Origin of the sequence: Paenibacillus methanolicus (assembly GCF_008124765.1) — a bacterium.
Lineage (GTDB): Bacteria > Bacillota > Bacilli > Paenibacillales > Paenibacillaceae > Paenibacillus_Z > Paenibacillus_Z methanolicus.
This window is the reverse complement of sequence record NZ_VNHS01000004.1, coordinates 154,824-168,804: the sequence shown is the minus strand read 5'-3', so window position 1 is coordinate 168,804 and position 13,981 is coordinate 154,824. Positions and strand designations below refer to the sequence as shown.

General features: G+C 62.7%; 9 protein-coding genes. 1 reads left to right on the top strand and 8 read right to left on the bottom strand.

Translation table 11 applies throughout. From position 1 onward, the window contains the following. Position 1: 1 nt before the first annotated feature. The 6 genes from BCM02_RS12365 to BCM02_RS12340 form a co-directional block, all read right to left on the bottom strand. Entirely contained in the window at positions 2–1,384 is a 1,383-nt protein-coding gene (locus BCM02_RS12365) for an extracellular solute-binding protein (protein ID WP_187434175.1), read from the bottom strand. 830 nt (positions 1,385–2,214) lie between these two features. Further along, positions 2,215–2,631 carry a hypothetical protein gene (locus BCM02_RS12360; RefSeq protein ID WP_148929406.1) on the bottom strand — a complete coding sequence of 139 codons (417 nt, stop codon included), beginning with the start codon at positions 2,629–2,631 and terminating at the stop codon, positions 2,215–2,217. Continuing rightward, on the bottom strand, positions 2,628–4,067 hold the full coding sequence (gene hydA, locus BCM02_RS12355) for a dihydropyrimidinase (protein ID WP_148929405.1): 1,440 nt from the start codon (positions 4,065–4,067) through the stop codon (positions 2,628–2,630). Before hydA ends, BCM02_RS12360 begins: the two co-directional genes overlap by 4 nt. A 3-nt stretch (positions 4,068–4,070) precedes the next feature. Beyond that, entirely contained in the window at positions 4,071–5,357 is a 1,287-nt protein-coding gene (gene preA / locus BCM02_RS12350; protein WP_148929404.1) for an NAD-dependent dihydropyrimidine dehydrogenase subunit PreA, read from the bottom strand. Positions 5,358–5,665: 308 nt separating this feature from the next. Continuing rightward, on the bottom strand, positions 5,666–7,096 hold the full coding sequence (locus BCM02_RS12345) for an NAD(P)-dependent oxidoreductase (RefSeq protein WP_246183347.1): 1,431 nt from the start codon (positions 7,094–7,096) through the stop codon (positions 5,666–5,668). 146 nt (positions 7,097–7,242) lie between these two features. Beyond that, positions 7,243–8,514 carry a Zn-dependent hydrolase gene (locus BCM02_RS12340; RefSeq protein ID WP_148929403.1) on the bottom strand — a complete coding sequence of 424 codons (1,272 nt, stop codon included), beginning with the start codon at positions 8,512–8,514 and terminating at the stop codon, positions 7,243–7,245. Between the two features lie 245 nt (positions 8,515–8,759). Here BCM02_RS12340 and BCM02_RS12335 point away from each other — a divergent pair, with 245 nt between their 5' ends. Further along, positions 8,760–10,463, top strand: coding sequence for a PucR family transcriptional regulator ligand-binding domain-containing protein (locus BCM02_RS12335; protein ID WP_148929402.1), 1,704 nt, complete (start codon positions 8,760–8,762; stop codon positions 10,461–10,463). 617 nt (positions 10,464–11,080) lie between these two features. Here BCM02_RS12335 and BCM02_RS12330 read toward each other — a convergent pair. Further along, positions 11,081–12,445, bottom strand: coding sequence for an aspartate aminotransferase family protein (locus BCM02_RS12330; protein WP_148929401.1), 1,365 nt, complete (start codon positions 12,443–12,445; stop codon positions 11,081–11,083). Positions 12,446–12,470: 25 nt separating this feature from the next. After that, on the bottom strand, positions 12,471–13,931 hold the full coding sequence (locus tag BCM02_RS12325) for a CoA-acylating methylmalonate-semialdehyde dehydrogenase (RefSeq protein WP_148929698.1): 1,461 nt from the start codon (positions 13,929–13,931) through the stop codon (positions 12,471–12,473). Between the last annotated feature and the right edge of the window lie 50 nt (positions 13,932–13,981).

Here is a 13,981-nt window from a genome sequence, read left to right as displayed (position 1 = left end):
CTTATTTGTTGGATTCGAACGCCGCTTGGTGCTCTTTCGCCACTTCCGCGGAGTCTTTCTTCTGCACGAACAGGTTTTGGATGCTCGTCAGATGGCCTTGGGACGTGCCCGGGTTCATCGTGTTGTCGAAGCTCAGGTCGCCGCCTTGCACTTCTTTGAACAGACCCAGTACTTCCATCGCCATGTCGGAGTAGCCGGCTGCTTTGAAGTCGCCTTCTACCTTTTGAGCCAGACCTACCGCGCCCTTCACCGCGAACGCTTCTTTCGGGAAGTTCAGCATGAAGTAGTTCAGGAAGTCCTTCGTCTCTTGCAGGTGCTTGCTGTTCGCGGAGATCGCGAACGCGGAGCCCGGCGCGAGCATAAACTCGTTCGGGTTGCCTTTGCCGCCAACCGTCGGGAATTTGAATACGCCGACTTTGCCGTTAACCGACGACGTCTCGATGCCGCCCGTTGCCCAGCTGCCCATGTAGTACATCGCCGCTTTGCCCGTCTTGAACAGGTTCTCGCCCGCGTTGTAGTCGAAGCTCGTCGCGCCTTCTTGGAACGCGCCCGCTTGCACAAGGTTCTGGAACGCTTCTACCGCTTCGACGAATGCCGGATCTTCGAACGTTTTCGTGCCGGCTGCAACGTCTTTCAGGAAGCCCGGGCCGTTCGTGCGGAGCAGGACGTTCATGAACAGGAACGAACCCGTCCAGGAGTCTTTCTCGCCGATCGCCATTGGCTGGATGCCTTTCGCTTTGAGCGCTTTAACCACGTCGACCATCTCTTCGAACGTCGTCGGCACTTTCACGCCGCCTTGCTCGAACAGCTCTTTGTTGTAGTACACGAGGCCGATGTTGTTGCCGTCCGGCAGCGCGTACAGATTGTTGTCGAACGTGTACCAGTCGAGGATGCCTTCTTGGAACGTGTCCTTCAGGCCGTTTTGCTCGACCATGTCGTTCAATGGCGCGAACAGGTTCGCTTCTACGAACGGCTGCATTTGCGCGGCCGGGTTGACGATCGTGATGTCCGGTACTTCTTTGGACGCCGCTTGCGTCTTCAACTTCAGCTTCTGTTGGTCCGTGTTCAGCGAGTCGAGCTCGATTTTCACGTGCGGATTCGCCTTCTCGTAGTCGGCGACGATTTTCTTCAGCATGCCGTTCTTCGGATCGGTCGGATCCGGATAGATATTTTGGAACGTGATCGTCACGTTCTCTTTCTTCGGCTCTTCGGCCGGCGCGTTCGTGCCGCCGTTGTTCGTCGTTGCCGCGTTGTTCTTGCCCGCGTCGGTCTCGCCGCCGCTATTCGCGTTATTGCCACCGTTGTTGCCGCTTCCACAAGCCGTCAAGCTTGCCGCCAGCACGCCAGCCAAAACCAGTTTGATGAGGTTGGATTGTTTAATCACCTTTGTAATCCCCCTTGGTTGATTTATGTTCTTATTATGACGCGGATATGATAACCCTTACAATGCGACAAGTTTAAGGGAAGAGGTTTAATTTCTTAAGGTGGGGAAAATTAAGGTAACCTGAAGTTTGCCTACCTTGGGGCGATTGGCAAGGGTCAAAAGCCTGTAACCGTGGGTGATTGAGGCGTATTTGCGACGAGGACTTTGGGCGGAGAAATTGGTGTCGGATTCTCAGATGTCTGATGTCCGATGTCCGATATCTATGTTCAGACGTCCGATGTCTAATGACGGATGGGCCGTGACTTGCGGCTCCCACAGGGACGTCACGGTAGGTCGATAGTGACGCGCGGACCACGCGCGAGTCCGAATTCGGTTCGGCGAGCGGCGATAGTGACTTGTAGATCGCTATTAGGTGCCGACACGAGTCGGCGTGCGGTGATAGTAACTCGCAGATCACTATTGAGTACAGACACGAGTCGGCGAGTGGCGATAGCGACTTGTAGGTCACTATCGAGAGCCGACACGGAGCGGCGAGTGGCGATAATGACTTCTAGGTCACTAATAGGTACAGATACGGGTGCGGTGGCATTAGCGACTTGTAGATTCGCTACCGAATCCAAACTGGTTCGCGACCGATTATCCGACTCCCCTTCTTTCTTTGAGATGCCCCTGCATTGCGCGGGGCTTGATCGCAAACCTCTCGCCGCGAACGCCAAAAGAGCACTGTCGCCAGTGCCCTCTCCCTTGTTTCTTCCGGTACGACATCATGCAGTCCTCTCCAACGCCGCCCTCCTATGCTTGACATGGCCACTTGGCTTCCGTCATCTTTGTCACGCGGAGCTCTCCGCCGGCCGCTCGGGCAGATGGTCCGTCTCGCCGGCATCCGCCTCCGTCTTGTTTTGACACGAGCTATTCGGCGAATTCGCATCTGCAACTGTCTTCGCGAGATGAGAGCCGTTCGGCGAACTGGGCACGGCCAACGTCTGCCCTGCCCCCGAGCCATCTTCCTGCCTCGAAGCCTTCGCCGACTCCCCCGCCCGCATCCGCGTAAAAAGCAGCGTCACCACATACTTCCGCGCATCCGCCGTCAACAGCTGCAGCTCGGCCCGTTCGCCGGACGGCGCCGCTTTGGCGAACGATACCGCCGAGCCGTCCATGTCCTCGCTGATCCGCGTAATCCGATACCCATCCGCCAGCAGCGCGTCGATCGCCCGCTGCTCCTTCAGCACCTCCGCGTAATGGCTCATGGCTGCGCGCTCCCCGCCGCTTCGGCCGACGCTTGCTCCGGCTTCGCCGCATGCTGCCCAAACCGCTTCCGCCGCAAATATTCGCCGCTGCCCGGCGTGCCGACGAACTGCTTGTCGCGGATGACGAACTCGCCCCGCACGAGCACCGATACCGGCTCCCCGGCGACGTCCATCCCCTCGAACGCATTGTAGTCGACGCGCATGTGGTGGGTCGCCGCCGATAGCGTCCGCTGGGCGTGCGGGTCAAAAATGACGATGTCCGCGTCGCTGCCCACCGCGATCGTCCCTTTCCGCGGGAACAGGCCGAACAGCTTCGCGCTCGACGTCGAGACGACGTCCACGAACTTGTTCAGCGACAGCCGTCCTTTCGCGACGCCCTCCGAGTAGAGGAGGCTGAACCGGTCTTCGATCGTCGGCCCGCCGTTCGGGATTTTGGAGAAATTGCCGCGGCCGAGCTCCTTCTGTCCTTTGAAATCGAACGAACATTGGTCCGATCCAATCGTCTGCAGCGAGCCGTTCCACAGCGCATCCCACAGCACGCCCTGGTGAGACTTCTCCCGCAGCGGCGGCGACCAGACGTATTTGGCCCCCTCGAAATCCGGCTTCTCCAAATACGACACGTCGAGCGTCAGGTATTGCGGACACGTCTCGCCGTAGACGCGCAGACCTTTGCGCCGGGCGTCCGCGATCTTCTCCACCGCCTCCGCGCACGTCACGTGCACGACGTACAGCTGCGAATCGGCCAGCTCCGTCAGGTTGACCGCCCGGCCCGTCGCCTCGCCCTCCAGCACGGACGGCCGCGTCAGGGCGTGGTAGATCGGATCGGTGTTGCCTTCCTCGAGCGCTTTGTCGATCAGGTAGGCGATGACATCGCCGTTCTCCGCGTGCACCATGACGAGCGCGCCTTCCTGGCGGGCCAGCTGCAGCGTGCGGAGCAGCGTGCCGTCGTCGGCTTGGAACACGTTCTTGTACGCCATGAACACCTTCAGCGACGTAATGCCTTCCTCGTCGATGATTTGCGGCAGCTCCCGCAGCACCTCGTCGTTCACTTCGCCGACCATGAGGTGAAAACCGTAGTCGATGACCGCCTTGCCCTTGGCCTTGGCGTGCCAGGTCGCCACCGCATCGCGCAGCGGCGCGCCTTTGCTGGTGAGACAGAAATCGATGATGCTCGTCGTCCCGCCGAACGCCGCCGCGATCGTGCCGCTCTCGAAATCATCCGCCGTCACCGTGCCGCCGAACGGCATATCCAGATGCGTGTGGGGATCGACGCCGCCCGGGAACACGTAATGGCCGGACGCGTCCACGACCTCCGCGTCCGCTGGCGCGGCGAGATCCGTGCCAATTTGCGCGATAACGCCATGGTCCACGAGAATATTGGCGACATATGTATCGGCCGCCGTCACGATCGTGCCGTTCTTGATCAGCTTCTTCATCGTCTACACCGCCTCCATTTCGGCCGTCCCGGCGTTCAACTTCGCCAGTGTACGCTGCCTGTCGTTCCAACTCATCGGCGCCCCCGCCGGAGCCGCCTCCGCCATCTCGATCGCGCCGTCGACCGGGCAGACGATCGAGCATAGGTTACAGCCGACGCAATCTTCCTCCCGCACCTGCAGGTACTTGCCGCCGTCCCCGTTCAGCATGTCGATGCATTGATGCGACGTATCCTCGCAGGCGATATGGCATTTGTTGCAGTTGATGCACGTCTCGGTGTTGATGCGCGCCACGACGCGGTAGTTGAGGTCGAGATCGCCCCAGTTGGAGTAACGCGGGACCGATTTGCCGATCAGCTCCTCGACGGAGGCGATCCCTTTGTCGTCGAGATAGTTGTTCAGTCCGTCGATCATCTCTTCCACGATGCGGAAGCCGTGGTGCATGGCCGCCGTACAAATTTGGACGCCCGTCGCGCCCATCAGCATGAACTCCACCGCGTCCTGCCACGTCGAGATGCCGCCGATGCCGGAGATCGGGACGCCGACCTGCGGATTGCGCGCGCACTCGGCGACCATGTTGAGCGCGATCGGTTTGACGGCCGGACCGCAGTAGCCGCCGTGAGCCCCTTTGCCTGCCACATGAGGAATCGTCTGCCAAGAGTGGATGTCGACGCCGGCCAGCGAGTTGATCGTGTTGATCAGGCTGATCGCGTCCGCCCCGCCCATGACCGCATGCCGAGCAGTCACCGTGATATCCGTGATGTTCGGCGTCAGCTTGACGATGACCGGCGTCTTCGCCGCTTCCTTCGCCCACATCGTCTGCATCTCGACGAGATCCGGCTGCTGTCCCGATGCCGCGCCCATGCCGCGCTCGGCCATCCCGTGCGGACAGCCGAAGTTCAGCTCCAGCCCGTCGACGCCTACGTCCTCGACCCGCTTGACGATCTCGTGCCACTTCTCCCGCTTCGGCTCGACCATGAGGGAGGCGACGAGCGCATGCTTGGGGAAACGTTTCTTCGTCTCGTAGATCTCCTTCAGATTCACCTCGAGCGGCCGGTCGGTGATCAGCTCGATATTGTTGAACCCCGCGACGCGCTGCCCGTTATAATGGACGGCCGCGAACCGCGCGGACGTGTTGATGATCGGCTCGCCGAGCGTCTTCCAGACGGCGCCGCCCCAGCCGGCCTCGAAGGCGCGCTGCACCTGGTAGCCGGTGTTCGTCGGCGGGGCCGACGCCAGCCAGAACGGATTCGGCGACTCGATGCCCGCCAGGTTAATGCGTAAGTCTGCCATGCGACCAACCCTTTCGCCCGTTAGTTGTGGAGTACCAAAAGGAAATGCCTATCCGCTGCCGCCGAATAGCCAGACTTAACTCCGTTCAATATCCGGCGGCCGGAGTAAAGGCGACGGGCGGGTAAACGACGTTGAGTCTCCAACCGTTCAGGTGTCTTAGCGGCCTGCGGTGTCCAATCACTTATTGGCGGCCCAACCTCGCGCGGGCCATAAGCGCCGCGACCGTCGTACCGCCGCTTTGCCCTGTTCGTCCTCGACTTGCGCCCTGAGCGCCGCTTCCCCGCCGGTATAATTTCCGCAAAATGCCGTCACATCGCCACTTTGCCCTGCTCGTCTTCGCCCTGCGCCGCGGGCGCCGCCCCCGATTCCGCGCGCGGCAGCTCCGCGAAATGCCGGCTGATCGCGCGCGCCGACCGCTTGCCCTGCTCGGCCGCCGAGACGACCATCGCTTCGCCTTGGCCCGCGCCGAACACGATATCTCCCGCCGCATATACCTTCGGATTGGACGTGACATGCGTGTCGGGATCGATCCGGACGACGCCGCGGTCGTGCGCAAGTCCGAGCTGGTCGATGAGCGCGACCCGGCGCTTCTGTCCGATCGCCGTCACGACCGCGTCCACCGGCATCCGGAATTCGGAGCCTTCGATCGGCACCGGCGCGCGCCGCCCGTCGGCGCCCGGCTCAGACAGCCGCATCCGCACGCACTCAAGCGCCGACACTCTGCCCTGCTCGTCGCCGATGATCCGTACCGGCGCCGTCAGCCAGCCGAACTCGACGCCGTCCTGCTTGGCGAACTCGAACTCGAAGTCGTACGCCGTCATCTCCGCCCGCGTCCGCCGGTAGACGATGCGCACGTTCTCGGCCCCGAGCCGTACGGAACAAGTCGCCGCGTCGATCGCCGTGTTGCCCGCCCCGATCACCGCCACGCGCGCGCCTTCGAAGGCCGGCTGCGGCTGGTCGGCGGTCTTGGTCGACTCTACGAGATGAATCGCGTCATACACGCCGTCCAGCTCCTCGCCTTCGATGCCAAGCGGCGGCACGTCGCCCATTCCCGCCGCTAGCACGATCGCGTCGTAGCTGTCCAGCAACAGCTCCGCCGGGACGTCGTCGCCGACCTTCACGCCGGTGCGAATGTAGACGCCGAGCTTCTCCACCTGCTCGACCTCCCAGAGCGAGATCGGCTGCGGCAGCCGAAACGAGACGATGCCGTGCGTGTCGAGGCCGCCCGCGAGCGGCTTCGCTTCGTAGATCGTCACCGCGAAGCCGTCCCGCGCCAGCTCCCGGGCGGCGGATAGGCCGGCCGGACCGCCGCCGATGACCGCTACGCGGCGTCCGTTCGGCGCGCCGGCCTTGAAGAGCGGGCGTCCGTCCGCGATCGCCCAGTCCGTCGCGTAGCGCTGCAGCTTGCCGATCATGATCGGCTCGGAGGCGTCATTCAGGACGCATGCGCCTTCGCATAGAATTTCCGTCGGGCAGACGCGCGAGCAGCTGGCGCCGACCGGGTTCGCGTCCATGATCGTCGTCGCCGCGCCCTTCAGATTGTCGGTCGCGATTCGCTTGATGAAAGACGGGATGTTGATGCCGGTCGGACAAGCTTGAATACAAGGCGCGTCATAGCAGTACAGACAACGGTTCGATTCCTCGACCGCCGCCTTGCGCGTAAGGCCCGGCTCGGCTTCCGCGAAATTGCGCGCGAGCAGCTCGGGCGCCAGCATGCGAAGCGGTGAACGTTGCTCCATCTCTCATCCCTCCCAAGGCTATGCTTTCATGTATGCAAGAGTGGACTGGCTTTATGCCGGCGAATCCGGAATTTGCGCATGCTTTCGATTCGGCGACGTCGATGGAGAGCGGCTCCGCCTTCGGATTCGCCGTGGCGAATAGATGCCTATGCCGGCTCCGCCGGCGCCGGAGCACCCGCCGCGCACAGCCGAAGCGCCGTCCGGTACAATAGCTCGCAGCCGAGCGCAATGTCCGCCTGCGTCGAGAATTCCTTCGGATTGTGGCTGATCCCGTCCTTGCACCGGACGAAAATCATCCCGTACTCGCAGTATCGCGACATCGCGAGCGAATCATGGAACGGCCCGCTCATCAGCTCGGGCAGCGCCGCGCCGAGATCGGCGGCCGACGCGCGGATCGCGTCCATAATCCGTTCCGCGCAATATCGCGGCTCGCTGTTCGTGTCCTCGCGGATCGCATACGTCAGCCCGTTCGCGGACGCCGCTTCTTCGATTAAAGCGCGCAGCTCCGCCTCCAGCCGGTCGCGCCGGGCGAGATCGATATCCCGCAGATCGACCGTGAACCGGACGTGCTCGGGGATGATGTTCCGCGAATCCGGAAACACCTGCAGCGAACCGACCGTGCCGACCGTCGGCGCTTCGGGATCGCGCGCGGCGATCGTTTGCAGCCCGCTGATGATCCTCGCCGCGCCCGCCAGCGCATCCCGTCTTAGCGTCATCGGCACGGAACCGGCATGCCCCGCGAAGCCGTAGAGATCGACCGTCCACCAGAGCGGCCCGGATATCCCGGTGACGAGCCCGACCGGACTGTCCAGCGATTCCAGCACGGGTCCCTGCTCGATATGCAGTTCCAGGAAGGAACCGACCCGGCCCGGCGGATAGACCGACTCCGCGAATCGGGCCGGATCGCCGCCGAACGCCTCGAGCGCCTCCAGCCGGGTGACCCCGTCTTTGTCCGCCCGCGAAAGCTCGCCTTCCTCCAATTGGCCGAGCAGCCCCCGGACGCCGAACAAGCCTTTGTTGAACCGGCACCCCTCCTCGTCGCAGAACGAAGCCACCTCGATCGGCACGGCGGGCGCGATGCCCTGCTCCTTCATCGTCTGCACCGCTTCGATCGCGCCGATGACGCCGATAATGCCATCGAAGCGTCCCGCGTACGGCTGCGTGTCGATGTGCGAGCCCATCATGACGGCCGGCGCGTGCGGATCGGCGCCTTCTAACCGACCGATCAAATTGCCGAACGCGTCGATCCGAGCCTCGAGACCCGCTTCCTCCATCCAGCCTTTCACGACGAGCACCGCCTCCAAATCTTCTTTCGAGAGCGCCAAGCGGCAAACGCCGATTTCGCTGATTTTGCCGATTTGGGCTAGTCGGTCGATACGGGACGTAATGCGTTCCGCATTTACGATTAAGGGCAACATTTCGCTTCTTCACCCCGTTTGTGTCAGATAATATAACATTAATAACATTTTTTCTGGTAAATCAAGCAGTGATTCAGATAAATTTTCAAAAATTCGCTATTTCGACACGTTTTTCACTTCCGATATGTTACATTACTTAACAAATCCAACTATATCGAGGATCCGATTCGGATTCACTAGACATCCTGTCAAAAAGGAACCGTATCTTTTCTGCCATCAAATTGCGGAAAGCGAGGGATTGCTTTATGGAGACGGAACGCAGCTTAACGGTCGGAGAGGCGCTGAAACGGCCGCTGTTCGAGGGCGCGCGGCTCGCGGCGGGGGCCGCCGGCCTGCACCGGCGGATCCGCTGGGTGCACATTCTCGAAATTACGAACTTCGAGACGCTCATCCACGGGGAAGAGATGATTTTGACGACCGGCATGGGGTTCGCGGAGAAAGCCGATTCCCCGCTCGCCTTCATGCGCGGACTGATCGGGCGCAAAGCCGCCTGTCTGTGCATCGAGCTCGGGCCGAAGTTTCCCGAGGCGCCCCGCGAGCTGATGGAACTCGCCGACCGGCATGCTTTCCCGCTCATCGTATTCCCGCGCACCGTGCGCTACGTCGACATTACGCAAGACCTGCATTCCGCGATCATCAACCGCCATCATCTCATGCTCCAGGAGCTCGAACGGCTCTCCCGCGCGTTTCACCGGCTGACGCTCGCCTCGCAAGGGACGCTCAACGTCCTGAAGCTGCTGCACCAGAGCACCGGCGCGCAGCTCGTCTATCGGCCGCTGGCCGGCAAGCCGACCTGTTTCCCTCCTCTGCGACCGGACGAACAGGCGCCGCTGCTGGAGCAGACCGCGGCCCGCGCGGCGGAGACGGAGACCGTTAAACCGGACGTCGCGCCGCTTGTCGAGGAACGAGACGGCCAGTATCGGGTGCTCAAGCCCATCGGCGCGCTGGATCAGACCTGGGCGTCGCTGCTCATGATCTGTCCGCGGCAGCCGGGGGAATTCGAATACTTGCTGCTCGACTCGGCCGCCCTCTCCATCGCGCAGGAGCTGCTGCGCACCCGGTATATGGAGGAGCGCAAGCTATTCGCCGAGAACCGGTGGATCGCGGAGCTGCTCGGCGGCGAGTTGCGCGACGAGAAGCAGCTGCGGGTGCTGGTCGGACTCGATTACAAGAAGCTGAGCGAATCCCGATTCCAAGTCTGTCTGATCGAAATCGATAATTTGTATGACGAGACGCTCGGCATGAACGAGCAGGAATGGGAGTCGATCCGGCTGCATCTATCGCTGCTGCTCCGCTCCGCCTTCGAGCGTCATGCCTTCCGGCCGCTTATGACGATGAAGAACAACCGGCTCGTCATGCTCGCCTTCGATCTGAAGTCGAAGCTCCCGTCCAAAATCCGGCTCCGCCAGGCGCTCGACGCCCTCGGCGACCTGCACGCCGACGAGAAGCTGAAGGACCTGAAGCTCGTCGCCGGCATCGGCGGCGCCTGCGAACAGCTCGCCCTGGCGAGCCACAGCTACCAGGAAGCGGCGCAGGCGCTGGCGCTTCACGCGACCTGCAAGCAGCCGATCGTCTTCTATGACGAACTCGGGGTGTTCCAGCTGCTGCTGCGGCTGAACGACGGATCGATGCTGCAGCAGTTCGTGCGCAGCAATCTAGGACCGCTGATCGACCATGACCAAAGCAAAGGCAGCGAGCTGCTGCATACGCTCAAGGTGTATCTCGACCACGACGGCTCGAAGCAGCTGGCGGCCCAGCGGCTGTTCATCGTCCGGCAGTCGCTCTATTACCGGCTGGACAAAATCGCCGAGCTCCTCGGCGAACACTACATGGCGCCGGAGAACCGGATCGCGATCCAGGTCGCCCTGCGCGCTTACCAGATGCTGTACCCGGATAAACTCCGCCCGGTCACGGCTCCCGCCGCCGAGCGCAAAGCGGCGCGCGGGTAAGCGAGCCGGCGCGGCAAGCCGGGGCTGGCAGGGCTCCGGCTCTTGGGGTTGTTCGGGGCGGTATTAGAAAGGGGCGCCTTGATGCCTGAGCGCCGGGCGACGGGTCGCTCGCTTACGTAGGCAACTGCTTCTGGCTGTGGATTGCACCGGCTGGCCAATCGCGACGCTCTATAAGCGCTATTTGAGCTAGTTCGGTGCGTCCGTAAGCAGAGAAAATTAATAAAGAAACCCGCCGCTATTGCGTATTTCGCGCCTACTATCTCGCCAATAGTCGGCTACACAGCTACACTACACGCCACTATTCGCACGCCTCACGTCCGCCAACCCACCGATAGTCGCTCCCACGCCACTATTCGCGCGCCTCACGACCACCTACCCGCCAATAGTCGCTCCCACACCACTATCCGCACGCCTCACGACCATCTACTCACCAATAGTCGCTCCCACGCCACTATTCGCGCACCTTACGACCACCTACCCGCCAATAGTCGGCCTCACACCACTATTCGCTCGCCTCACGACCATCTACTCACCAATAGTCGCTCCCACGTCACTTTTCGCGCACCTCACGACCACCTACCCGCCAATAGTCGCTCCCACGCCACTATTCGCGCGCCTCAACCCGCGACCTCGCCCATCGCCTGCTTGAATGTCTGCACGATAAAATCGACGTCCTCGTCCGTGCACGAGAGCGGCGGGCTGAACGTGAGCACGTTGTTGAAGCCCGCGACGGTGTCGCCGTTCTTGCCGATGATCAGACCCGCGCGCTTGCAGCCGCCGATAATCCGCTTCACGACGTCCGTGCCCGCCGGCGCCTTCGTCGTCTTATCCGCGACTAGCTCGACGCCGAACAGGAAGCCGAAGCCGCGGATATCGCCGACGAGCGGATGCGCCAGCAGTTCGTCGAATTCGGCGCGCAGCCGCTCGCCCAGCACGCGGCTCCGCTCGACGAGCCCTTCGCGCTCCATCACCTGCAGATTCGCCAGCGCCAGCGCGCACGCCGCCGGATTGCCGCCGAAGGTGTTCACGTGGCGCAGATGGCCGTACTGCTCGGGGTCCTTGAACGCGTCGTAGATGTCCTTGCGCACCGCGGTCGCCGACAACGGCAGGTAGCCGCTCGTGAGTCCCTTCGCCATCGTCACGATGTCCGGCTTCACACCGAAGTTGTGGTGCCCGAACTTCATGCCCGAGCGCCCGAAGCCGCATATAACCTCGTCGATGATGAGAAGCACGCCGTGCTTGCGGCAGATCTCCTCCACCCGCGTCAAATACGCCGGCTCCGGCACGATAACGCCGCCCCCGGTAATGACCGGCTCCATGATGACGCCGGCCACCGACTCCGCGCCTTCCCACACGATGGTCCGCTCGATCTCGTCCGCGCATTGGCGGTTAAACGCCTCGAGGCTCATCCCTTCCGGGCGGCGGTATCCGTCCGGCGGCGCCACGTGCAGGAAGCCGTTCGTCAGCGGCTCGTATTTGTATTTGCGCTGCGACTGGCCCGTCGCCGACAGCGCGCCGAGCGAGCTGCCGTGGTACGCGCGGTAGCGCGAGATGAACTTGAACCGGTTGTGCGCGCCGATCTGCTGCTGGTATTGGCGGGCGATTTTGAACGCGACCTCGTTCGCCTCCGAACCGCTGTTGGAGAAGAAGACGACGTAGTCGTCTTCCAGCCATTCGTTCAGCTTCTCCGCCAGCTCGATCGCGGGCAGATGGCTCTGCGTCAGCGGATAATACGGCAGCGTCGCAAGCTGCTTGTAAGCCGCTTCCGCCAGCTCCTGGCGGCCGTAGCCGACGTTGACGCACCAGAGACCGGACATCGCGTCCAAGTACCGATTGCCCTCGCTGTCCGTTATCCACGCCCCTTGCGCGCTCGCGACGATCATTGGGCGGTCGTGCTCGCTGTACGGCGACATGCCGTGCCACAAATACCGCCGATCCTTCTCCTTCATCTCCTGCGTATCGATCCCGTTCAAATCCAGCATGCGGATCAGCTCCTCTCCATAGCCGTTAATAGCGGGCCGTCACCATTTTTTTGCGCGTATAAAATTCGACGCCGTCGCGGCCGTTCGCGTGCAGATCGCCGTAGAACGACTTCTTGTACCCCGAGAACGGGAAAAACGCCATCGGCGCCGGCACCCCGAGATTGACCCCGAGCATCCCCGCGTCGATCTCCTCCCGGAACAGGCGGATCGCCTTCGCGCTGTCCGTGTAGAGACAAGCCCCGTTGGCGAATTCGGACCGATTGGCGACCGCGATCGCCTCCGCCAAGTCCTTCACCCGCACGACGGCGAGCACCGGCGCGAAAATTTCGTCGTTCCAGATCGCCATCCCCGGCTTCACCCGGTCGAAGATCGTCGGCCCGACGAAGTATCCGTCCCCCGCCGCGGCCGCATCCAGCCGGCCATCCCGCGCAAGCTCCGCCTGCTCCGCCACGCCCTGTTCGATATAACGGAACGTCCGCGCCTTGTTCGCCTCCCGGATGACCGGCCCGAGGAACACGCCGTCGTCCAGACCGTTGCCGATGCTGATCGCGTCCGCCGCCTCGACGAGCCGTGCAACGAGCTCGTCGGCAACCTCCTCCACGACCGCGACGACCGCGCACGCCATGCAGCGCTCGCCGGCGGAACCGAACGCGGCAGACGTTATATTACGGACGGCATTATCCAGATCAGCATCCGCGAGCACGATGGAATGGTTCTTGGCGCCCGCGAGCGCCTGCACCCGCTTCCCGTGCGACGTCCCCGTCTTGTACACATACTCCGCGACCGGCTGCGACCCTACGAATGAAATCGCTTCCACGTCTTCGTGCCGCAGCATCGCGTTCACGACGTCATGCGCGCCGTGCACGACGTTGAGCACCCCCGGCGGGAAACCCGCCGCCTCGAACAGCTCCGCCAGCCGGTTCACGAGCAGCGGCGTCCGCTCCGACGGCTTGAGCACGAACGCGTTGCCGCAGGCGACCGCGAGCGGGAACATCCAGCACGGCACCATCATCGGAAAATTAAACGGCGTGATGCCCGCCACGACTCCGAGCGGGTACCGGTACATGCCCGATTCGATCCCCGTCGCGATGTCCGGCAGCTGGCTGCCCATCAGGAGCGTCGGCGCCCCGGCGGCGAATTCGACGCATTCGATGCCGCGCTGCACTTCCCCTATCGCTTCCTCCAGGCTTTTGCCGTTCTCGGTCGTGATCAGCCGGGCGAGTTCATCCGCGTGCTCCGTGAGCAGCTGCTGATACCGGAACAGATAGCGCGCCCTTCGGGGCGACGCCACCTTCCGCCACGACGCGAACGCCTCCGACGCCGCGCGCACCGCCGCATCCAGCTCCTCCGCCGTCGACAGCGGCACCTGCGCGATCGCCGCGCCCGTGGCGGGATTGTAAACCTCCTCATAGACCGACACGCTGGAGTGGACCCAGTCGCCGCCGATCCAATTGCGCAGCTTCGCCGGTTGCGCGGTCAGCACCATTGCAGCATCCCCTTTCGTCATTCGCGCCGGGCGGCCGAGGGAGGCGAGCC

Excerpts from the sequence above, each read along its gene's own strand:
- BCM02_RS12360 (WP_148929406.1), bottom strand. The coding sequence starts at position 2,631 with ATGAGCCATTACGCGGAGGTGCTGAAGGAGCAGCGGGCGATCGACGCG.
- hydA (WP_148929405.1), bottom strand. The coding sequence starts at position 4,067 with ATGAAGAAGCTGATCAAGAACGGCACGATCGTGACGGCGGCCGATACA.
- preA (WP_148929404.1), bottom strand. The coding sequence starts at position 5,357 with ATGGCAGACTTACGCATTAACCTGGCGGGCATCGAGTCGCCGAATCCG.
- BCM02_RS12345 (WP_246183347.1), bottom strand. The coding sequence starts at position 7,096 with ATGGAGCAACGTTCACCGCTTCGCATGCTGGCGCCCGAGCTGCTCGCG.
- BCM02_RS12340 (WP_148929403.1), bottom strand. The coding sequence starts at position 8,514 with ATGTTGCCCTTAATCGTAAATGCGGAACGCATTACGTCCCGTATCGAC.
- BCM02_RS12335 (WP_148929402.1), top strand. The coding sequence starts at position 8,760 with ATGGAGACGGAACGCAGCTTAACGGTCGGAGAGGCGCTGAAACGGCCG.
- BCM02_RS12330 (WP_148929401.1), bottom strand. The coding sequence starts at position 12,445 with ATGCTGGATTTGAACGGGATCGATACGCAGGAGATGAAGGAGAAGGAT.
- BCM02_RS12325 (WP_148929698.1), bottom strand. The coding sequence starts at position 13,931 with ATGGTGCTGACCGCGCAACCGGCGAAGCTGCGCAATTGGATCGGCGGC.